This window comes from Roseomonas aerilata DSM 19363 (assembly GCF_000711725.1).
GTDB lineage: Bacteria > Pseudomonadota > Alphaproteobacteria > Acetobacterales > Acetobacteraceae > Roseomonas > Roseomonas aerilata.
In genome coordinates this window covers 25394-46374 of record NZ_JONP01000008.1, presented here as the reverse complement: position 1 = coordinate 46374, position 20981 = coordinate 25394, and the positions used below count along the sequence as shown (strand labels likewise).

Annotated in this window: 20 protein-coding genes; 14 read left to right on the top strand and 6 right to left on the bottom strand. The window is 72.5% G+C overall.

Features of this window, described 5'->3' with window-relative positions; all coding sequences use genetic code 11:
* Position 1: 1 nt before the first annotated feature.
* Complete coding sequence (gene hslV, locus BO39_RS11020) at positions 2 to 565, bottom strand: ATP-dependent protease subunit HslV (protein ID WP_043833337.1); 564 nt, start codon at positions 563 to 565, stop codon at positions 2 to 4.
* Between the two features lie 242 nt (positions 566 to 807).
* Between hslV and BO39_RS29850 the strand changes: the two genes are divergently transcribed.
* From BO39_RS29850 to BO39_RS10985, 7 genes are read left to right on the top strand one after another with little or no spacing between them, the layout of a single operon-like run.
* Positions 808 to 1977 carry an energy transducer TonB gene (locus BO39_RS29850; protein WP_052401943.1) on the top strand — a complete coding sequence of 390 codons (1170 nt, stop codon included), beginning with the start codon at positions 808 to 810 and terminating at the stop codon, positions 1975 to 1977.
* A 58-nt stretch (positions 1978 to 2035) separates the two neighbouring features.
* Positions 2036 to 2641, top strand: coding sequence for an imidazoleglycerol-phosphate dehydratase HisB (hisB, locus tag BO39_RS11010; RefSeq protein WP_043833035.1), 606 nt, complete (start codon positions 2036 to 2038; stop codon positions 2639 to 2641).
* The gene (locus tag BO39_RS11005) at positions 2641 to 3006 is read left to right on the top strand and encodes a DUF2628 domain-containing protein (RefSeq protein ID WP_052401942.1); all 366 of its coding nucleotides are present in this window, start codon (positions 2641 to 2643) and stop codon (positions 3004 to 3006) included. Before hisB ends, BO39_RS11005 begins: the two co-directional genes overlap by 1 nt.
* Complete coding sequence (gene hisH / locus BO39_RS11000; RefSeq protein WP_043833032.1) at positions 3003 to 3653, top strand: imidazole glycerol phosphate synthase subunit HisH; 651 nt, start codon at positions 3003 to 3005, stop codon at positions 3651 to 3653. Before BO39_RS11005 ends, hisH begins: the two co-directional genes overlap by 4 nt.
* Complete coding sequence (locus tag BO39_RS10995) at positions 3650 to 4225, top strand: GNAT family N-acetyltransferase (protein ID WP_043833030.1); 576 nt, start codon at positions 3650 to 3652, stop codon at positions 4223 to 4225. The genes hisH and BO39_RS10995 overlap by 4 nt, the downstream gene beginning before the upstream one ends.
* 28 nt (positions 4226 to 4253) lie before the next feature.
* On the top strand, positions 4254 to 4970 hold the full coding sequence (hisA, locus tag BO39_RS10990) for a 1-(5-phosphoribosyl)-5-[(5-phosphoribosylamino)methylideneamino]imidazole-4-carboxamide isomerase (protein WP_043833027.1): 717 nt from the start codon (positions 4254 to 4256) through the stop codon (positions 4968 to 4970).
* A 7-nt stretch (positions 4971 to 4977) separates the two neighbouring features.
* Positions 4978 to 6369: an MFS transporter gene (locus BO39_RS10985; protein ID WP_052401941.1), complete on the top strand. Its 1392-nt coding sequence runs from the start codon at positions 4978 to 4980 to the stop codon at positions 6367 to 6369.
* A 172-nt stretch (positions 6370 to 6541) separates the two neighbouring features.
* On the opposite strand, the gene BO39_RS10980 is transcribed toward BO39_RS10985, so the two are convergent.
* Both BO39_RS10980 and BO39_RS10975 read right to left on the bottom strand, forming a co-directional pair.
* Positions 6542 to 7039 carry a hypothetical protein gene (locus BO39_RS10980; RefSeq protein ID WP_052401940.1) on the bottom strand — a complete coding sequence of 166 codons (498 nt, stop codon included), beginning with the start codon at positions 7037 to 7039 and terminating at the stop codon, positions 6542 to 6544.
* Positions 7040 to 7134: 95 nt separating this feature from the next.
* Positions 7135 to 7773 (bottom strand): bactofilin family protein, encoded by a 639-nt coding sequence (locus tag BO39_RS10975; protein ID WP_408735168.1) that lies wholly within the window; start codon positions 7771 to 7773, stop codon positions 7135 to 7137.
* 422 nt (positions 7774 to 8195) lie between these two features.
* Between BO39_RS10975 and BO39_RS10970 the strand changes: the two genes are divergently transcribed.
* A complete protein-coding gene (locus BO39_RS10970) occupies positions 8196 to 9191 on the top strand; it encodes an adenosine kinase (RefSeq protein ID WP_043833025.1) in 996 nt (331 codons plus the stop codon).
* 122 nt (positions 9192 to 9313) lie between these two features.
* Positions 9314 to 9949: a hypothetical protein gene (locus BO39_RS10965; protein ID WP_043833023.1), complete on the top strand. Its 636-nt coding sequence runs from the start codon at positions 9314 to 9316 to the stop codon at positions 9947 to 9949.
* A gap of 49 nt (positions 9950 to 9998) precedes the next feature.
* On the opposite strand, the gene BO39_RS10960 is transcribed toward BO39_RS10965, so the two are convergent.
* Positions 9999 to 10229 (bottom strand): DUF4170 domain-containing protein, encoded by a 231-nt coding sequence (locus BO39_RS10960; protein ID WP_043833021.1) that lies wholly within the window; start codon positions 10227 to 10229, stop codon positions 9999 to 10001.
* Positions 10230 to 10427: 198 nt separating this feature from the next.
* Between BO39_RS10960 and BO39_RS10955 the strand changes: the two genes are divergently transcribed.
* Both BO39_RS10955 and BO39_RS10950 read left to right on the top strand, forming a co-directional pair.
* Positions 10428 to 11750 carry a putative DNA modification/repair radical SAM protein gene (locus BO39_RS10955; protein WP_043833019.1) on the top strand — a complete coding sequence of 441 codons (1323 nt, stop codon included), beginning with the start codon at positions 10428 to 10430 and terminating at the stop codon, positions 11748 to 11750.
* Positions 11743 to 13422, top strand: a complete 1680-nt coding sequence (locus BO39_RS10950; protein WP_043833018.1) for a UdgX family uracil-DNA binding protein — start codon at positions 11743 to 11745, stop codon at positions 13420 to 13422. The genes BO39_RS10955 and BO39_RS10950 overlap by 8 nt, the downstream gene beginning before the upstream one ends.
* Before the next feature lie 284 nt (positions 13423 to 13706).
* On the opposite strand, the gene BO39_RS10945 is transcribed toward BO39_RS10950, so the two are convergent.
* Positions 13707 to 14534, bottom strand: a complete 828-nt coding sequence (locus BO39_RS10945; protein WP_043833016.1) for an alpha/beta fold hydrolase — start codon at positions 14532 to 14534, stop codon at positions 13707 to 13709.
* A gap of 98 nt (positions 14535 to 14632) precedes the next feature.
* Between BO39_RS10945 and rfaE1 the strand changes: the two genes are divergently transcribed.
* Positions 14633 to 16090: a D-glycero-beta-D-manno-heptose-7-phosphate kinase gene (gene rfaE1 / locus BO39_RS10940; protein WP_043833324.1), complete on the top strand. Its 1458-nt coding sequence runs from the start codon at positions 14633 to 14635 to the stop codon at positions 16088 to 16090.
* A 238-nt stretch (positions 16091 to 16328) separates the two neighbouring features.
* Here rfaE1 and purH read toward each other — a convergent pair whose 3' ends face one another.
* Positions 16329 to 17903 carry a bifunctional phosphoribosylaminoimidazolecarboxamide formyltransferase/IMP cyclohydrolase gene (gene purH, locus BO39_RS10935; protein ID WP_043833322.1) on the bottom strand — a complete coding sequence of 525 codons (1575 nt, stop codon included), beginning with the start codon at positions 17901 to 17903 and terminating at the stop codon, positions 16329 to 16331.
* A gap of 376 nt (positions 17904 to 18279) precedes the next feature.
* On the opposite strand from purH, the gene BO39_RS10930 reads away from it, so the two are divergent.
* Both BO39_RS10930 and BO39_RS10925 read left to right on the top strand, forming a co-directional pair.
* Entirely contained in the window at positions 18280 to 19107 is an 828-nt protein-coding gene (locus BO39_RS10930) for an SDR family oxidoreductase (protein WP_052401939.1), read from the top strand.
* Positions 19107 to 20888 (top strand): glycoside hydrolase family 15 protein, encoded by a 1782-nt coding sequence (locus BO39_RS10925; protein ID WP_043833013.1) that lies wholly within the window; start codon positions 19107 to 19109, stop codon positions 20886 to 20888. The genes BO39_RS10930 and BO39_RS10925 overlap by 1 nt, the downstream gene beginning before the upstream one ends.
* Positions 20889 to 20981 lie beyond the last annotated feature (93 nt).

Sequence of the window (20981 nt, the reverse complement as noted above, 5' to 3'; positions counted from 1 at the left end):
TTCAGAGAGTCTCCACCACGAAGCGCCCGTTCGTATAGACGCAGATATCGGCGGCGATGGTCATGGAGCGGCGGGCGATCTCGTCGGCCTCGAGGCCGTCCACCGTCATCAGGGCGCGGGCGGCAGCCAGCGCGTAGTTGCCGCCGGAGCCGATGCCGATGACGCCGTCCTCGGGCTCCATCACGTCGCCCTGGCCGGTGATGAGGAGGGAGCGGTCCTTGTCGGCCACCGCGAGCAGGGCCTCAAGGCGGCGCAGGCTGCGCTCGGTGCGCCAATCCTTTGCCAGCTCCACGGCCGCGCGCTCGAGCTGGTCCGGGAAGCGCTCCAGCTTCGCCTCCAGTCGCTCCAGCAAGGTGAAGGCATCGGCGGTGGCGCCCGCGAAGCCCGTGATGACCCGCCCGCCGGCGATGCGGCGGACCTTGCGGGCATTGTTCTTGACGACCGTCTGCCCCATGGAGACCTGGCCGTCGCCGGCCATGGCCACGCGGCCGTCCTTGCGAACGCAGAGGATGGTCGTGCCGTGCCAGCCGAGGGGATCGTGTGCGGTGGTGGGTGAGTTATTCATGATGGTTGCCATGTGAAGGCGCCCATGTGGCGACGGGATCGCGCTGTTGCAATCGGGCCGGTTTCGTCCCCGGCGCGGGCGACCTATGTGGTGGGTCAGGACGGGATCGGTGGTGCCGGGGTGGCCTTGGGTTCGGGCAGGGGATGAGCGCCGCGAAATTTTCTGCGGGGGGGCTGCGGCTCCAGGGGGCGCCATTGGGGGCACCGCTGGGGCGGCCACGGCGATCCGTCCGCCGGGCAGCGATGCGGCGCGGCTGGCGCGGGCCGGCGCTCGCGCTGTCGCTGCTGCTGCACCTGGCCGCCGGCTGGTGGCTGCTCTTCGGCCTGCCGCCGCGGAAGATGCCCGAGGCGGATTCGCCCTCCACCGTGGACGTGGTCTTCGAGGGAGGCGCGCCCGAGGACGTGCCGGCCCCACCTTCCGAGGGGCCGCCCGCGCCGTTGGAGCCGCCCACTCCCGGCGCCCTCCCCACACCGCCCTCGCCCATGCCACAGGTCGCGGAGCCGTTGCCGCCGGCCGAGGCGCCGCGCGTGGCGGAGGCGCCGCCCCTGCCGGCCCCCTTCGCGCCGCCCGCCCTCGTGCCGCCCGCCGCACCGCCGCTGCCGGCACCGCCGAGCGAGCGCCCGCCGGCGCCGCCGCCCCTTGCCCAAGGCCCGTTCGCCGCCCCGCCTCCCGCGCCGCCCCTGGCGGAGCCGCCGGTCGCCCGCGCGCTGCCCCTGCCGCCGCTGCCCTCGCGACCCGCGCCCTCCGACCTCTCCATGCCGCCGCCCCCGCCACCGGCGGAAACGCCGCGTGAATCCGAGGTGGCCGCCCTTCCCCTGCCACCGCCCCCCGCGCCCGAGCCGCCCAGCGCACCGCCCGAGCCGGCCCAGGCCCAGGCGCGGCCCGTGCCCGCTCCCCGGCCGCAGCCGGCGCCCGCACGGCCACGCCCCTCGCCGCTCGCCAACTCGCCTTTCGCCGGGGCGCTGGATCTCAGCCAGGGTCCACCCGTGACCCTCAGCCGTCCTTCGGCATCCTCCGCTCCCGGGGGCGCCGGGACGCGGCTGGAACAGCAAGCGGCCTCCTCCAATGCGCGGCCTCAGCCGAATTTTCAGGACACCAACATCCGGTCGAGGGGCGCGAACCCTGGGGCGTCCTGGTGGGCGGCGGTCCGCAGTTTCGTCAACGAGCGGAAATACTATCCGCAGCAGGCCGCCATGGCGGGGGAGGACGGTCCTGCCACCGTGCGCTTCAACGTGGACCGGAACGGCCGCATCAGCGACCTGCAGATCCTCCACCGCTCCGGCTCGTACTTGCTCGATGCCGCCTGGCTCGGCGTCTTCCGCGGGGCCACGCTGCCGCCCTTTCCACCGGGCACGGCCGGCGACACCATCGAGATCGAGTTCACCCTCACCTACATCCTCGTCCGCCGCTGACGCGGTGACGGTGGCCCGCCCGCTGGCCGCCATCCCCCCACGGGTCTAAAGAGCCGCCATGGACGCCTTCCCCCGACGCGCCGAGATCGCCCGCGAGACCTCCGAGACTCGGATCCACCTCAAATTGGACCTGGACGGCACCGGGCGCGCCGAGATCGTCACCGGCATCGGCTTCCTCGACCACATGCTGACCGCGCTGGCCCGGCACTCCATGATCGACCTGGCCGTGAAGGCGGAGGGCGACCTGCACATCGACTTCCACCACACCACCGAGGATGTCGGCATCGTGCTCGGTCAGGCGATCCGCAAGGCGCTGGCCGACAAGCGCGGCATCCGCCGCTACGGCCAGGCGCTCGTGCCCATGGACGAGGCGCTGGCCGAATGCGCCATCGATATCTCCGGCCGCCCCTTCCTCGTGTGGTCCGCGAGCTTCCCGCGCGACAAGGTCGGGGAGATGGACACGGAGCTGTTCGAGGAGTTCTTCCGGGCGCTTGCCATGAACTCCGCCATGACCGTCCACCTGACGCAGCGCGCCGGCACCAACGCGCACCACATCGCCGAGGGCCTGTTCAAGGCTTTCGCCCGGGCGCTCCGCATGGCGGTGGAAGCGGACCCGCGCGCCGAGGGCACCATCCCCTCCACCAAGGGCATGCTGGAGGCGTGATGCGGCTCTTCACCGTTCACGCGAGAGACGGCGCCAAGCCCGCGACCCGGCTGGTGCGGGAGGGCTTCTCCTTCGCGGCCTTCCTCTTCGGCCCGCTCTGGTTGCTCTGGCACGCGCTCTGGCTGGGGCTGCTCGGCTATCTGTTGCTGGCCGCCGCCATCGCCGCCCTCCCGGCCCCCTGGGAGAACCCGGCGGCGCTGGCGCTGCAGATCCTGCTCGGCCTGCACGCGCGGGACATCCAGCGCTGGACCCTCGCCCGCCGCGGCTTCACGACCGAAGGCGTGGTCGCCGGGCGCGACGAGGAGGAGGCGCTGCTGCGGCTGGTTTCCGCCCGGCCCGGCCTCGCGCGCGGGGTGATGGCATGAAGGTCGCGGTCATCGATCCCGGCTCGGGCAACCTCGCCTCCGTCCGCCGCGCCTTCGAGCACGCGGCGCGGGAGGAGGGCATCCCCCTCGACCTCACCGTCACCACCACGGCCGATGAGGTGCGCGCGGCGGATCGCGTCGTGCTGCCCGGCCAGGGCGCCTTCGCCGCCTGCGCGCGCGGCCTCGACGCCCTGCCCGGCGTCACGGAAGCGCTGCGGGAATCGGCCATCGAGCGCGGCCGGCCCTTCCTCGGCATCTGCGTGGGCATGCAGCTCATGGCCGAGCGCGGGCTGGAGCACGGCGTCACCCCTGGCCTCGGCTGGATCGCCGGCGAGATCGCGCCGATGGACCCGCGCGACGAGGGCGGCACGCCGCTCCCCCTGCCGCAGATGGGGTGGAACGCGCTCGACACCCATGCCGCCCATCCCCTGCTCGCCGGGCTGGGTGAAGGGGCGCACGCCTATTTCGTCCATTCCTATGCCCTGCGCGGCGGCAAGCGCGACGAGCTGCTCGCCAGCACCGCCTATGGCGGGGAGGTCGCGGCCGTGATCGGGCGCGACAACCTCGCGGGCACCCAGTTCCACGCGGAGAAGTCGGGGCCCGTCGGGCTCCGGATCCTGCGGAACTTCCTCCGCTGGAATCCATGACCCAGGCGACCCACACCCTTCTGGTCGAGCGCGTGGACGCGCTCTCCGAAGCCGACCTCGCCGATCTCTGCGAAGCGACGGATGCCGCCATCATCGAGGGTGGCGGCTTCGGCTGGGTGGCCGCCCAGGGCCGCGAGGCGCTGACACGCCACTTCAAGGGCGTGCTGCTGGTGCCCGAGCGCGTGCTGTTTGTGGCGCGGCTGGACGGCCACCCCGTCGGCTCCGCCCAGCTCGTGCGCCCCCCCCGGCACAACGAGGCCCAGGCCTGGTCCGCCCAGCTCACTCACGCCTACATCGCCCCCTATGCCCGCGGCCACGGCCTCGCGCGGCTGATGGTCACGCGCGTGGAGGAGCACGCGGCCGCGACCGGCCACCGCGTGCTGAACCTCGACGTACGAGAGACGCAGCGCACCGCGATCGCGCTCTTCGAGGGGCTCGGCTACACCCGCTGGGGCACCCACCCCGCCTATGCCCGCATCGAGGGCCGCACGGTCGCGGGTCACTACTACTACAAGGCGTTGGAGCCGGTGCGCGGCCGCCCCAAGGGCGCGCTCTTTCCCCCCGAACGCTGACGCCCGAACCGCTAGGCCGATCCCCACGATGAGCTTCACCCCCTACCCCGCCATCGACCTCAAGGGCGGGCAGGTCGTCCGCCTGAAGCGCGGCGACATGGCGCAGGCCACGGTCTACGGCGACCCCGCCACCCAGGCCCGCGCCTTCGACGAGGCCGGCTTTCCCTGGCTGCACGTGGTGGACCTCGACGGCGCCTTCGCCGGCCGCCCGGCCAATGCGGAGGCGGTGCGCGCCATCCTCGGCGCCACCACGCGCCCGGTGCAGCTCGGCGGCGGCATCCGCGACATGGCGACCGTCGAGGCCTGGCTCGAAGCCGGCATCGCCCGCGTCATCCTCGGCTCCGCCGCCGCCAAGGACCCGGACTTCGCCCGCGCCGCCTGCCGCGCCCATCCCGGGCGGGTGGCCATCGGCATCGACGCGCGCGACGGCCGCGTGGCCACGGAGGGCTGGGCAGAGACGGGCACGCTGACCGCCCTCGACCTTGCCCTCATGCTCGAGGACGCGGGGGCGGCCGCCATCATCCACACCGACATCGACCGCGACGGCATGCTCGGCGGGGTGAACGTCGAGGCCACGGCGGCGCTCGCCGCGCGGCTCTCCACCCCCGTGATCGCCAGCGGTGGCGTCGCCGGCCCCGCCGACCTCGCGGCGCTGCGCGCCACCGGCACCATCGCCGGCGTCATCATCGGCCGCGCCCTCTACGACGGGCGGCTGACGGCGCGGGACGCGCTAGCGGCAGGCTGAAGCGGCCATGAGCGACGCCGGCAAGACCGCCCCGTCCCCGGAGCCCTCCGACGACGGCCTGCCCATGCCGCGCCGGCTCTGGGCGGTGCTCGGCGTGCTGCTGGGCACCTTCCTCGGCACGTTGGACACCTCCATCGCCAACGTTGCCCTGCCGACCATCGCGAACGACCTCGGCGGCACGCCCGCGGCCTCGGTCTGGGTGGTGAACGGCTACCAGCTCGCCACCGCCATCGCCCTGCTGCCCCTCGCGAGCCTGGGGGAGCGGATCGGGGCCAGGCGGCTCTATCTCTGGGGCACGCTGATCTTCACCATCGCCTCCCTCGGCTGCGCGGTGGCGCCCGATCTCGGCTGGCTGGTGGCCGCGCGCGTGATGCAGGGGCTTGGCGGCGCCTGCTCCTCGGTCGTCGGCGGGGTGCTGATGCAGGCGATCTTCCCCAGGCGGCTCATCGGGCGCGGCATCGCCCTTTTCGGGCTCACGGTCGCGATCTCCACCGCCCTGGGCCCGAGCGTCGCGGCCGGCATCCTGACCTTCGCGAACTGGCGCTGGCTCTTCGCCGTGAATCTGCCGATCGGGGTGCTGGCGCTGGCCGTCGCACTCGCCTTCCTGCCCGCCAGCCGCACGCAGCACCGGCGCTTCGACGCCCCGGGCGCGCTGCTGAACGCGGCCGCGATCGTGCTGATCGTGCTCGGCGTGGATGCGATCGGCTCCTCCATGGCCCTCGGCCTCGCCACCACGGCGGCGGGGCTGGCGCTGATGGCGGGGCTGCTCTTCCAGCAGCGCAACCGCCCGCATCCGCTCGTGCCGCTCGACCTGCTGCGGATCCCGGTCTTCTCGCTCTCCTTCGTGACCTCCATCCTCTCCTACGCGGCCCAGACCGTCGCCTATGTCTCGCTGCCCTTCTTCCTCCAGCACGGGCTCGGCTACGACGCGGTGCGGACCGGCCTGCTGATCACGCCCTGGCCGCTGGTGATCGTGGTGGTCGCGCCCCTCTCGGGATACCTCTCCGACCGCTACCCCGCGGGCATCCTCAGCAGCATCGGCATGGGCTGCCTCGCCGCCGGGCTGCTCGCGCTGGCCCTTCTCCCGGACGCGCCCTCCGACCTGAACATCGTCTGGCGCATGGTGCTCTGCGGCATCGGCTTCGGCTTCTTCCAGACCCCCAACAACCGCGTCATCCTGACCGCCGGGCCCATGAACCGCGCGGGCGCGGCCAACGGCATGATGGCCCAGGCCCGATTGCTGGGCACCACCCTCGGCGCGGCCGTGGTGGCGCTCGGCTTCAGCCTGATGGGGGACGCCGCCACCATGCCCCTCCTGCTGGCGGGCGCGGTGTTCGCGGCGGTGGGGGCTGTCGTCAGCCTCAGCCGACTGGGGCTGCGGGCACCGGCGAGGAACTGATCGAGCGGGGCGGGTGACCTCGGGGGAGAGAATGAATTCTCTCCCCCGGACCCCCACTCATCTTTTTCTATCTGTTGGAGACACTGGGTGGCCGGTGCGCCTCGGGTCGATGACCCGAGGCGACTGCACGTTCAGGAAGGTTGCGCGACAGCCAGATGGGGGTCCAGGGGCCTCACCCCGCCTGAAGTTCCGAGAGGCACCCCGCCTCCGTCTGCCGCTGGGCGCCGGCGGCACGGGCGGCGGCCCAGGCCACGCGGGGCGTGTTGCTGTCGCGGTAGAGCACGACGTCGAGCGCGCAGTTCGACCCCTGGTAGAGCCAGATTTCGGCATCTCCTTCCGGCCGCCGGCGGGTGGGCTGGCCGAGGACCGAGACCACCCCCTCGCGCGACTGGCCGATCAGGGCAGCGACGCTGCCGGGGGCGCCGCGGCGGGCGGCCGCGGGTGTGCCGAGGGCGTTGGGCGAGGGTTTGGTCGCGGCCGGCGCGCCGTCGAGCACGGCCATGCTGGCGCGGTGGCTCTCCAGTACCTCCTCCAGCACGCGGCTGGCGGTGCGGTCCGGTGCGGGAGTGCATCCGCCGAGCATCAGCAGCAGGGCCGCGGCGGCCAGCCCGGCAGGGGCGGCGCGGCAGCCGGGAGCGCGAACGGACGGGGTGGAGATGGCCGGTGGCATGGCCGTTCTGGCCTGGGAGAATGCGGCAGGGATGCGGGCGCGCGGGGATCCCACGCACCCGCCGGAAAGGGGATGCCCCGTGATGGGGCCGCTGCTCAGTAGCGCGGCGGCGCCATGTTGGGCTCCGCGTACTGCGGTGCCTGGCCCGATTGGCCGGAGGAGAGGGCCTGCGGCGGCGCGGCGGCCTGGGCGTCCGTCAGCATCTCCATGCTGCCCGAGAGCTGCCCGCCCTCCTCGACCGAGAGGCGGCGGGTGCGGGCTGTGCCGAGCACGCGGCCGGTCGCGCGGATGGTCAGGCTGCCGCGGGCGGTGATGGTGCCGTCGAACACGCCGGCGATCTCCGCGTCCTCCACCTGCACCGCGCCCTTGAACACGCCGGAAGGGGTGATCTGCAGCTCAGTCGCTTGGATCATCTGGCTCTCGACCGTGCCGTCCACCACCAGGCGCTCGGCGTCCGCCACCGTGCCCTGGAGAGAGATGCCCTTGCCGACGACGAGGGTGCGGCGCTCGGCGCTCACCGGGCGCGAGGCGGGACGGGGCGGCATGGTCACGCCGGGCGCGGTCGGCACCTGGGGCATGGTGGGCTTGGGCGGCAGGCTCATGAGAGGGTCCTTGGGCGCTTGGCCCTGGGTGGGACGAAAGGGGGGCATCGCCAGGTCCGGATCACGGGAGACGGGCACGGTGGTCGGTTCGGACGGCCCCTGGTCGGCGGGGCGGCGGCGGAAGACGGACATGGCAATTCCCCTGCAGGCAGGCGATCTGGTCTGGCTCGGCGGACCGCCCGCAGGTTCCGGCGTGCAAGAAGGTTGCAAGCTGCGGACCAGCGCGGACAGAGGACCCGGCACGGTGGGAACCCCCGGCCCCGCACCTGCGCCCCCCCGGCTATCACGGGCGGGAGATCGGGCACAACGGGAGGATGGCGGGAGGGCGCGGATTATTGCGGTGTACGGCTCTCGGGCGGCCTCGAGCGGAGGAAAAGCGTCCGCCGCATCGACATTCCGGATTCGCACCGGGACGTCGCCCCCAGGCGGTCCTCCGAGGGGGGCCTGCCGGATATGGCCGCGCGTGCTATGGCGGCGCCGGAAACCGGCACGCCACGGGCGCCGGCCCGGACCCCGCTCATGGAGCGGCGGGCAGAGAGCGAAGGAAGACCAGCATGGCGCAACCCGGCCCGGCCTCGGCGGCCCTCGACATCCTCGGCATCGGCAACGCGATCGTGGACGTGGTCGCCTCCGCCACCGAGGCGACGCTGGCCGAATGGGGCATGGCCAAGGGCGGCATGGCGCTGATCGACACGCAGCGCGCCGAGGCGATCCACGCCTCCCTCACCGCCAGCGTGCAGACGGGCGGCGGCTCGGCGGCGAATACCTGCGCGGTGGCAGCCGCGCTCGGGGCGAAGGTCGGCTATCTCGGCAAGGTCGCGGACGACGAGCCGGGCCGCACCTTCGCCGAGGACCTGAAGGCGCTGGGCATCCGCTTCCCCACCGCGCCCCTGAAGGGCGGCGACCCGACGGCGCGCTGCCTCATCCTCGTCACGCCAGACGGGCAGCGGACGATGAACACCTATCTCGGCGCCTGCGTGACCTTCGGGGAGGAGGACGTGGACCAGGCCTCGGTCGAGTCCGCCGCCGTGACCTACCTCGAGGGCTATCTCTTCGACCCGCCGGCCGCCCAGGCCGCCTTCCGCCGCGCGGCTGCCGTCGCCCACGGGGCGGGGCGCCGCGTGGCCCTCACCCTGTCGGACGCCTTCTGCGTCGGCCGGCACCGCAGCGCCTTCCTCGACCTCATCACGCGCGACTGCGACATCGTCTTCGCCAACGAGGCCGAGGCCCTCTCGCTCTTCCAGGTAAACGACGTGGAGGAGGCGACCCGCGCCTTCGCGGCCACGGGCAAGCTCGTCGCCCTCACCCGCAGCGAGAAGGGCAGCCGGATCATCGGCGGCGGGGGCGTGATCGAGGTGCCGGCGGCGCCCACCACGGTCATCGACTCCACTGGCGCGGGTGACGCCTATGCCGCCGGCTTCCTCGCGGCCCATGCGCGGGCCCTGCCCTTGGCGGAATGCGGCCGCTGGGGCAGCGTGGCGGCCAGCGAGGCGATCTCGCATTTCGGGGCGAGGCCCCAGGCCGACCTGAAGGCGCTCGTCGGGGCCTGATGCCGCGCGAGGCAGACGCGCCCCGCGCTCCCGAAGGCCTCCCGCGGCGCGATCCGCGGGCCCGCCGCCTGCCGCCATGCCGGCGCGGCGCACCCCCCTCCCCCACGGCAGAAGGTAACGCCATGAACCGCTCGACCAGCACCCTCGCCATCGCCCTCGCGGCCCTCGCGCTGGCGGGGCCCGCCCTCGCCCAGTCCGGCGTTCAGTCCGGCGTCCAGTCCGGCCCCTCGTCGAACACGCCTGATCCTGCGGTGCGCGAGATGCAGCGCGCGCGCGGCAATCCCGCCGCCGTTCCCTATATCCCCGCGCAGGACCGCAACGCCGCCACGGCCGATGCCATCGACGTCCAGACCGCCCGCGGCCTGATGGCCGAGGCGCGCGCGGCCCTTGTCCGCCGTCGCGCCGGCATGGCCGTGGAGGCGCTGGAGCGCGCCGAGTCGCGCCTGCTGACCAACTCGGTGCTCGCGAGCCAGGCGAATGTCCCGCAGAGCAGCGCGGCGCTCAGCCAGCTCGCGGCCGCCCGCCGCCTGGCCGGCCAGGGCGACACGCGCTCGGCCCTGCAGGCGCTCGACCGCGCCGAGGCGGCGCTTCCCGCCACCCCCACGGGCCCCGGTGCCACCCCCCTGCCGGAGGGCGTTCCGACGGCCATCGACGTCCAGCCGCCGGTGCCGCCCGCCGTCCAGCCGCGGCCGGTCCGTCCCCGTCCGGCGCCGCCCGCCCCTGCCCTGCCGGGCGAGGCCGTGCCGCCGCGCGGCTAGGCTCCGCCGGAGAAAAGCGGGAGGGACGGCGCGCCGCCCCTCCCGGCGCTCAGCCCGCGTTGCCGCCCGGCCGCGGCACGCTGATCACGAAGAGACGGTGATTGGCGATGTCGATGTTGCGCCGCGCCTTCTCGTTCCAGATGCGGTCCGCAGTGCGCTCGTCGTGATAGGGGCCGTAGGCCTCCTCCGTTCCAGGCTCGAGCGTGGTGAAGCTCGCGTCGGTAAAGACGCCGCCCCAGATGAAGTGGAGCTTGGAGGAGGTGGCAGAAGAATCGGGCATGGGTTCCGGCTTGGCGCGTTGCGGTGCAGCACATAATCTCATGGCCGCCATTTCCCAAGCGTAAGCGGGCTGCGGAAACCGGCGGGCAGGCCTGCCAAGCCGCGTGAATGCAACCCCTCCGCTCCTCTTTGTTCACTCTTCGTGCTTGTTGCTGCGCGCGCCGGAGCCATATCCTGGCACCAGCCCGAAGGACGCCGCATGGAGCTGCGCGAGAAGCTCGAGATCCTCGCCGATGCCGCGAAATACGACGCCTCCTGCGCCTCCTCCGGCACCGAGAAGCGTGACAGCCGCGACGGCGGTCTCGGCAGCACCGAGGGCATGGGGATCTGCCACGCCTACGCGCCGGACGGCCGCTGCATCTCGCTGCTGAAGGTGCTGCTGACGAATGCCTGCGTCTTCGACTGCGCCTACTGCATCAATCGCGCCTCCTCCAACGTGCGCCGCGCCCGCTTCTCGGTGCGCGAGATCGTGGAGCTGACGCTCGACTTCTACCGCCGCAACTACATCGAGGGCCTGTTCCTCTCCTCCGGCATCATCCGCTCCCCCGACTACACGATGGAGCAGCTGGTGCGCGTGGCGCGGGAGCTGCGCGAGACCCACGGCTTCAAGGGCTACATCCACCTCAAGACCATCCCCGACGCCGACCCCTCCCTGCTGGCCGAGGCCGGGCGGCACGCGGACCGCCTCTCGATCAACGTCGAACTGCCCCAGCCCGACAGCCTGAAGGCCCTGGCGCCCGAGAAGGACGCCGGGCAGATCCGCGTTGCCATGGCCGGGCTCCGCACCCGCATCGACGAGGCAAAGGAGGCCCGGGCGGAGGCGTCGGTCACGCGCGTGGCCCTCGCGGGCGGCCGCCGCGCCGCGGCCCCGCGCTTCGCCCCGGCCGGCCAGTCTACCCAGATGATCGTCGGCGCCGATGCCTCGACGGACGCGACCATCCTCGATGTCAGCGCGAACCTCTACGGCTCCTACCGGCTCAAGCGCGTCTACTTTTCCGCCTATTCTCCCATCCCAGACGCCGCGGCGGCCCTTCCCCCGTCCGCGCCGCCGCTCGTGCGGGAGCACCGGCTATATCAAGCGGACTGGCTGCTGCGCTTCTACGGCTTCACCGCCCCCGAGGTGATGGCGGGCGGTGAGGGCGGCATGCTGGACCTGGAGGTGGACCCGAAGCTCGCCTGGGCCCTCAAGCACCGCGCCGCCTTCCCGGTGGACGTGAACAGGGCCGACCGGGAGATGCTGCTCCGCGTGCCCGGCCTGGGTGCCAAGACGGTGGACCGCATCATCGCCGCCCGCCGCGTGCGCTCCTTCCGCATGGCCGACCTCGCGCGGCTCCGCGTCAGCCTCCGCAAGGTCGCGCCCTTCGTCACGGCGCTGGACCACCATCCCCGCGGCGGCCTGCTCGACCGCGCCGACCTCCGCGCCCTGGTCGTGCCGCGCGACGGGCTGGCGGAGCGCAACGCCATCCTGCCCGCCGGCCTCATCGCCCGCCCGGTCCAGCTTCCCCTCTTCGCCCATGTATAGCCTCCGCCTCGCCGCCCCCGACGACTTCGACGGCTGGCGCGAGGCCGCGCGCGGCCTCGTCATGGCGGGCATCCCACCCGAGGAGGTGGACTGGCTGGTAGAGGGCGACCCCGTGCCGCTCTTCGGCGGCGGTGCCCCGCCCGCGCCGCCCGTCGATGCCCCGCAGCCCCGCGTGCCCCGCGACTTTCCGGAGCTGGCGCGCCTCGTCTGCCGCCACCGTGACCCCGCGCGCTTTGCCCTGCTGCACGGGCTGCTTCACCGCCTGCAGCGCGAGCGCGGGCTGCTGGAGGACGCCGCCGACCCGGCCGTCGCCCGCGCCAATGCCATGGCCCGCGCCGTCCGGCGCGACGCCCACAAGATGCACGCCTTCCTCCGCTTCCGGGAGGTGCGGGTGGAGGACGGCGCGCCCGCCGCCCCGCTGCCGCCCCCGCCGCCCGTCGCGGTGCCGAACGATCCCGCGCCCGCCCGCAACGCTCGCAGCGTGGCGCTCGCGCTGCGCGACCTCGGCCGGCTGGAGGATTCGGGAGAGCCGGAGCCGCTTCCGGAGGCCCCGCCTGCGATTGCCCCCGCGCCCGACAGCCGCTTCGTTGCCTGGTTCGAGCCGGAGCACCACATCCTGCGCGCCGAGGCCGGCTTCTTCGTCCGCCGCTTCGCCATGCTGCGCTGGTCTATCCTGACGCCCGAGCTCTCCGCCCACTGGGATGGGCAGGAAGTCGCCTTCGGCCCCGGCGCCCGCCGCGCCGACGCCCCCGCCGAGGACGCGGCCGAGGGCCTCTGGCGCGCCTATTTCGCCTCCATCTTCAACCCGGCCCGCCTCAAACCTGACGCCATGCGCGCGGAGATGCCGAAGAAGTACTGGCGCAACCTGCCGGAGGCGCAGGACATTCCCCGGCTGATGGCCGAGGCCCCTAAGCGCGTCGCCGAGATGGTCGCGCGCGGCGCTACCCCACCCGCCGAACGCCGCCAGCGCACGGTGCACCTGCCGGCCCATCTCCGCGCCCCGCAGCCCGAGGCATCCACCGGCGTTGATGCCGTCATGCCCGCCGATCTGTTGACCGAAACGCTGGATTTCCCGGAGGCGCAGGCCGCCCTTCGCCGCGACCTGTTGGCGCGCAACGACCTGCCGCCCTGGGTCGCAAACGCCACCCAGCCTGTGATGGGCGAGGGGCCGCAGCACCCCCTGCTGATGTTCATCGGCGAGCAGCCCGGCGACGAGGAGGACCTGAAGGGGCAGCCCTTCGTCGGCCCCGCCGGGCGCCTCTGGAACAAGGCGCTGGAGGAGGCGGGCGTCTCGCGTACCGAAGCCTACGTCACCAATGCCGTGAAGCACTTCAAGTTCACGCCCACCGGCAAGCGCCGCCTGCACCAGTCCCCCGATGCCGGGGACATCACCTTCTACCGCCCCTTCCTGCTGCGCGAGATCGGCTTCGTGCAGCCGCGCCTGATCGTCACCCTCGGCGCCACCGCGCTCCGCGCCGTCTCCGGCCGGGCCATGCCGGTGACAAAGCTCCGCGGGTCCCTGTTGCGCGACCCCGAGGGACGGCCCTTCTACCCGACCGTCCACCCCTCCTACCTGCTACGGCTGCCCGACCCCGCCAGCAAGGCGCGGGAATACGACCGCTTCGTGGAGGATCTGGGCCAGGCGGCGGCGACGGCGCGCGGGCTGTCTTAGGAGCTTGCAATGGTGGCCCCGGAGAGGGCGCCGCCCTCTCCGAACCTCTCGCACCAAGGGCCTGAGGCCCTTGGATCCCCTCTGGCTGTCGCGGAAGCGATGATCGAGAGCCGGTTCTCCTGGGCGCCCGTGCTGCCCGTGCAGTCGCCTCGGGTCACTGACCCGAGGCGCACCGGCCGTCACGCATTCCAAACCCGAAGAAAAAGATGACGCTGGCGACCCCGGGGGAGGAAGAATTCCTTCTTCCTCCCCCGGGGTCGCCAGCGGCACCATTCCAGAAAGCCCTACCGCGCCGCCTGGAGCAGCGCCGCGTTCACCGGCTCCGGCGCTTCGAAGGCCACCCAGTGCCCGGCGCCGGGGATGACGCGCGTCTCGGTTCCCCTTGCCCGGAAGAAGGCGATGCGATCGGCGAGGTGCGGCACGGTGATGGCGTCGTGTTCCCCGTAGATGACGGAGAGGGGCGTGCGCACAGCGTCCAGGGCGTCGCGCAGGCTGGTGGCGGTGGTGACGCGGCGGCTGGGGAAGCGGGCGTGGTCGCTGTTCCAGGCCTGCACCGCGAGGGCTTCGGCGTCGATCCGGCCGGGGTCGGCGATCATCAGGCGGGCCAGGTTCTCGCGGTGCGCGGCCACGCGGTCCTCGCCTTCGCGTTCGCGCACCGAGACGAGGGGGATCGGCTGGCGCGGCAGGCCGAGGGCGCCGGCACCGAGGAGGATGAGGGAGGTGAGTTCCGCCCCCGCCCGGGCCGCGACATGGCCGGCGATGACCGCGCCGAAGGAGAAGCCGGCCAGGGCGTAGGGCGTGCCCGGCCCCAGCCGTGCCGCGATCCCGGCGGCGACGAGGGCTGCCAGGCCCCAGAGATCGGTCTCCGGCGGCGGAAGGCTTGATTCGCCAAGCCCCGGCATGTCCGGCGCGAGCACGCGGTGATGGCGGGCGAGCGGCTCGATGTTGCGCAGCCAGTGCCGCCAGGAGCCCGCGCCGCCGTGCAGCAGGACCAGCGGCGAGCCCGCGCCCCACTCGTGCCAGACCATGCGCCCGGCCCCGAGGGGCGTCTCGGCGCGGGTGGCGGTGGCGGCGAGCCGGGAGAGGCGGTCGGTGGCGGTGCCGGTATCCATGGCGGCGTTCTCGGCCGAACGGCGCCGGATGGGAACCTCCTGCCGCGCCAGGCCGATCTCCGCTAAGGGGTCGGGACGCCGTTGGAGGGGGACCGATGATCGACTTTCGCGGGCAGCGGATCCTGTGCCTCGGCGATGTGATGCTGGACCGGTTCCAGTACGGCCGGATCGACCGCATCTCGCCCGAGGCGCCGGTGCCGGTGGTGCGGGTGGTGGACAGCCGGGCGATGCTGGGGGGCGCGGGGAACGTGGCGCGCAACATCGTCTCCCTCGGCGGGGAGGCGGTGCTGGTCGGCCTGGTGGGTGAGGACGGAGCGGGTCGCGAGGTCGCCTCCCTGATCGCGGCGAGCCCTGGCCTGGTGGACGCGAACGTGCGCTCGGCCGCGCGCCCGACCATCGCCAAGACCCGCATCATCGCCGGCCACCAGCACGTGGTGCGCCTGGACGAGGAGGTGACCGAGGGCGTCTCGGCAGCCGAGGGGGCGGCGGCTCGCGCCCGCGTCTCTGAGATGCTGCCCGGCTGCCGGGCGCTCGTGATCTCGGACTACGCGAAGGGCCTTCTCTCGGCCGAGGTGGTTGGCCACGCGATCGCGGAGGCGCGCCGGCTGGGCCTGCCCGTGCTGGTGGACCCCAAGCGCGACGACTTCGCCTTCTACCGCGGCGCCACCGTGCTCACGCCCAACCTGCGCGAGCTGCGCGCGGCCGCGCGGCGGATCGGCGTGCCGGTCGAGACGGATGAGGAGGTGGCCGAGGCCGCCCGTGCCCTGATGCTGGAGGCGGAGGCGGGCGCCATCCTCGTCACGCGCTCCGAGAAGGGGATGCTGCTGGTGGAGGCCGGCAGCGGCGCGCAGGCCGTGCCCGCCCATGCGCGGGAGGTCTTCGACGTCTCCGGCGCCGGGGACACGGTGATCGCCGTGGTCGCGCTGGCGGTCGCCGCGGGCCAGGCCCTGCCGCGGGCCATGCGCATCGCCAATGCGGCCGCGGGCGTGGTGGTTGGCAAGCTCGGCACCGCGACGCTGGACATCGCGGAACTGGCCGCGGCCGTGGAGGCCGATGCCGGCGAGGACGCCGAGGTCGCGGGCAAGGTCGTGGCCTCCGCCGGACAGGCGCTCTCGGTCGTGGAGGGATGGCGGCGGCGCGGGCTGGAAGTGGGCTTTACCAATGGCTGCTTCGACATCCTCCACCGCGGCCACGTGACCATGCTCCAGGCCGCCCGCGCGAAATGCGACCGGCTGGTGGTGGCGCTGAACACGGACGAGAGCGTGGCCCGCCTGAAGGGCCCCGGGCGGCCGGTGAACGCGCTGGAGGACCGACAGGCCGTGATCGCCGCGCTGCAATCGGTGGACCTCGTGCTCTCCTTCGCGGAGGACACGCCGCTCGACCTCATCACCCGGTTGGGGCCGGACGTGCTGTTCAAGGGCGCCGACTACACGGAGGACCAAGTGGTGGGTGGCGAGGTCGTGCGCGCGCGCGGCGGACGCGTGGCGCTGATCGACCTCGTACCGGGGCGGTCCACGACGAGTATCATCGCGCGCAGCCGGGCCATGGCCGGGTGAGGGTGGCCTCCGAAGAGGGCTCTGCCCTCTCCGGACCTCTCCCGCCAGGAGCCTGAGGCTCCTGGACCTGCATTGGGCTGTCGCGAAGCCTTTCTGAACAGGCAGTCGCCTCGGGTCCACGACCCGAGGCGCACCGGCCGCGGAAGTTCTTCAAACTTGAAAAAGAAGATGATGGTGAGGGGCCTGGGGAGAGGAAGAATTCCTTCCTCCTCTCCCCAGAGTCACCCGCGCCGGCCTCTCAGTGCCGGAAGTGCCGCATCCCCGTCATCACCATTGCCAGCCCCGCCTCGTCCGCCGCCGCGATCACCTCGTTGTCGCGCATCGACCCGCCGGGCTGGATGACCGCCGTGGCGCCCGCCGCGGCAGCGGCCTGGAGGCCGTCGGCGAAGGGGAAGAAGGCGTCGGAGGCCACGACGGAGCCCTGAGCGAGCGGCGTGTCGAGGCCGGCGACCTTGGCGGCCTCGGCGCTCTTCCAGGCGGCGATGCGGGCGGAATCCACCCGGCTCATCTGGCCGGCGCCGATGCCGACGGTGGCGCCGCCCTTGGCGTAGACGATGGCGTTCGACTTCACGTGCTTGCAGACGCGGAAGGCGAAGACGAGGTCGTTCATCTCCTGCGCCGTGGGCTCGCGCTTCGTCACCACGCGGAGGTCCGCCATGGCCACTCGTCCGGCGTCGCGGGATTGCGCGAGGAAGCCGCCGCCGACGCTGCGGAAGACGGTGCCGGGGGCGGAGGGGTCGGGCAGGCCGCGGGTGAGCAGCAGGCGAAGGTTCTTCTTCGTCGCGAAGACCGCGCGCGCCTCGTCGTCGGCGTCGGGAGCGATGACCACCTCGGTAAAGATGGAGGTGATGCGCCGCGCGGCCTCGGCGTCGAGCGGGCGGTTGGCCGCGACGATGCCGCCGAAGGCCGAGACGGGGTCGCAGCGCAGGGCGGCGTCCCAAGCCGCGTTCAGGTGCTCGGCCGTGGCCACGCCGCAGGGGTTGGCGTGCTTGACGATGACGATCGCGGGCTGGTCGAACTCGGCCACCGCCTCGAAGGCGGCGTCGGTGTCGTTGAGGTTGTTGTAGGACAGCTCCTTGCCCTGCACTTGGTCGGCTGTCGCGATGCCCGGGCGGTGGGTGCCGTCGAGGTAGAAGGCGGCGCGCTGGTGCGGGTTCTCGCCGTAGCGGAGCGTCTGCTTCAGCAGGCCGGGCACCGAGAGGCGCTGCGGGAACTCCTCCTCCAGCTCGGCGGCGAACCAGCGGGAGATGGCGCCGTCATAGGCGGCGGTGCGGGCATAGGCGGCGGCGGCCAGGCGCTTGCGGGTGGCCAGCGAGGTGCCGCCGGTCTCCGCGATCTCCTTCGCCACCTCGATCAGCTGCTCGGGCTCGGTCAGCACGGCCACGTGGGCGTGGTTCTTGGCGGCGCTGCGGATCATGGCGGGGCCGCCGATGTCGATGTTCTCGACGCAGTCCTCGTAGGAGGCGCCGCGCGCCACCGTGGCTTCGAAGGGGTAGAGGTTCACGCAAACAAGGTCGATCGGGGCGATGCCGTGCTTCTCGACCTGCGCCACGTGCTCGGGCAGGTCGCGGCGGAAGAGCAGGCCGCCATGGACGCCGGGGACGAGGGTCTTCACCCGTCCATCCAGGATCTCCGGGAAGCCCGTGTGGTCGGAGAGCTCGACCACGGGAAGGCCCGCCTCGCGCAGGGCCTTGGCGGTGCCGCCGGTGGAGAGGATTTCCGTTCCCCCCGCGGCCAGGCTGCGCGCGAATTCCACGAGCCCGGTCTTGTCGGAGACCGAGAGGAGGGCGCGGCGGATCGGGAGGGTGGACATGGCGGGCGGATAGCGCGGGCGGCCGCCCGATGCCAGCGCGCCGTTGCGCGGGGCAGGTCCGACATCGCCGGGAGGGTCGAGCGACTCGGAGCGCCGCAGGGGGTCGATCTGGCACGGAGAGAGAACCTGCTTGTGGCTGACAGACGAGATGACCACTACAGGTAGTGGCTTATCACTTGAGAACACACGTCAGCGATTCGTTCGCGCGACTCGGGTGAGGCCCATGATTCGGCGGCTTTTCCAAGAGAACCCGTTCGGCACTTGTTCAAGCCACCAAATCGTCGCCGTGGGAACATCGGGTTGCATTGCGACAACCAACTCCGCGGGAGATGACACGTTCCGCGCTCTGCCGATCCGGCGAGACGAGGACCCATCCATGACGTCTGGCGCATCCGAGACCCAAGCGGCGCGTCCCCTCCTGGCCGGGCGCCGGGCGCTGGTGACCGGGGCCTCCTCCGGGATCGGCTTCGCGGTGGCGCGGGGACTGGCCGCCGCGGGGGCGGCCGTGGCGGTGAACTACCACTCCCACGGGGAGGCAGCGGAGGGGCTGGCGGAGGAGATCCGCGCGGCCGGCGGGAAGGCGGTTGCCCTCAAGGCCGACGTCTCCAAGGAGGATGACGTGGCGGGGCTGGTGGACCGCACCGTCGCCGAGTTCGGGGGCCTCGACGTGCTGGTGGCTAATTCCGGCATCCAGAAGGACGCGCCGGTGGGGGAGATGACCCTGGCCGACTGGAACGCCGTTATCTCGCTCAACCTCACCGGCCAGTTCCTCTGCTGCCGGGAGGCGATCCGCGCCTTCCGGGCGGGGCCCGAGCGGCAGGGCGGGGCGCGCGGCTCCATTGTCTGCATGAGTTCGGTGCACGAGCTGATCCCCTGGGCCGGGCACGTGAACTACGCGGCGGCCAAGGGCGGCGTGCGGATGATGATGCAGACCCTCGCCCAGGAGATGGCGCCCGAGCGCGTGCGGGTGAACGCGATCGCGCCCGGCGCCATCCGCACGCCCATCAACAAGGAGGCCTGGGGCACGCCCGAGGCGCTGGAGAAGCTGCTGCACCTCATCCCCTATGGCCGCATCGGCGAGCCCGAGGACGTGGCCCGCGCGGCCACCTGGCTGGCCTCGGACGAGGCGGACTACGTCACCGGCGTCACCCTTTTCGTCGATGGCGGGATGTCGCTCTATCCCGGCTTCGTCGGCAACGGCTGATGGGGGAGCCGATCGAGAACCACGGCATCGTCGGCGATCTCCGCACGGCGGCCCTGGTCGGCTTCGACGGCACGGTGGACTTCCTCTGCTGGCCCCATTTCGACAGCCCGAGCGTCTTCGTCTCCCTCCTCGACGACGAGAAGGGCGGACGCTTCGAGCTGGCGCCGGTGCTCGAAGGCGTGCGCCACCGCCAGCTCTACCTTCCCGACACCAACGTGCTGCTGACGCGCTTCCTCTCGCATGACGGCGTGGCCGAGATCTCCGACTACATGGCGGTCGGCGGCACGCAGCGCCTGGTGCGCCGCGCCAAGGCCGTGCGCCAGTCCATCGGCTTCCGCCTGCGCTGCGCCCCGCGCTTTGACTACGCCCGCGCGGTGCCCACCCTGCGCGAGGAGGGGGGAAGCCTCGTTTTCGAGGGACCGGACGGGGCCGCGCTGCGGCTGCGCGCTACGGTGCCGCTTCTCGCGGAAGGCGCGGACGGTACTGCCGCCTTCCAGCTGCAGGCCGGCGAATCGGCGGCCTTCGTGCTGGAGGATGCGGCGCTCGGCAACGCGCGCCCGGCCTACCCGCGCGAGGTGGCCGAGTGCTTCAAGGCCACCGCGGACTACTGGCGCGGCTGGACCGCGCGCTCCACCTATCGCGGGCGATGGCGGGATATGGTGAACCGCTCCGCCCTCGTGCTGAAGCTGATGACCTCGGGCGAGCACGGCTCGATCATCGCGGCCCCCACCTTCGGCCTGCCCGAGACGATCGGAGGCGTCAGGAACTGGGACTATCGCTACACCTGGATCCGCGACGCGGCTTTCACCGTCTATGCCTTCCTGCGCCTGGGCCATGTCGCGGAGGCGAACGCCTTCATGCGCTGGCTCGGCATCCGCAGCGCGAGCTCCGGCCACGATGGGCACCTCGACCTCATGTACGGCTTCGACGGGCACCGGCAGCTCGACGAGCAGGAACTGCCGCACCTCTCGGGCTATCTTGATTCTCGCCCCGTCCGCATCGGCAACGGCGCCGCCGGCCAGCTCCAGCTCGATATCTACGGCGAGCTGATGGACGCCGCCTACCTCTCCGACAAATACGGCGAGCAGATCTCGCACGACGCCTGGAAGGGCATCACCCGTTCCATGGACTGGGTGGCGGAGAACTGGGAGCAGCCGGACGAGGGCATCTGGGAGGTGCGCGGCGGGCGGCAGCACTTCCTGCACTCCCGCCTGATGTGCTGGGTGGCGCTGGACCGAGCGCTGCGCCTCGCGCGCAAGCGATCCCTCCCCGCGCCGCTGCTCCGCTGGGCCGAGGCGCGCGACGCCATCCACGCCGACATCCACGAGAACTTCTGGAACGCCGATCAGGGGGCTTTCATGCAGAGCCGGGGCGGCACGTCGCTCGACGCCTCCTGCCTGCTGATGCCGCTGGTCCGCTTCATCAGCCCGACCGACCCGCGCTGGATCTCCACCCTGCGCGCCGTCGGCGAACGCCTCGTCGTGGACAGCCTCGTGCGCCGCTACGAGGACGAGGCGGTGGACGGCCTCGACGGGATCGAAGGCAGCTTCAACATGTGCACCTTCTGGTACGTCGAGTGCCTCGCGCGCGCCGGAGACCTCAAGCGCGCGCGCTTCCTCTTCGAGAAGATGCTCGGCTACGCGAACCACCTCGGCCTCTACGCGGAAGAACTGGGACCGGCCGGCGAGCACCTCGGAAACTTCCCCCAGGCCTTCACGCATCTCGCGCTGATCAGCGCAGCCTATTATCTCGACCGGGCGCTGTCGGCGGCGGAGATTTGAGGGCAGGTCTTGCCGTGCGGTACTGGTGACTTCGGGGAGAGGAAGAAGGAATTCTTCCTCTCCCCGAACCCCTCGCCATCATCTTTTTCTGAG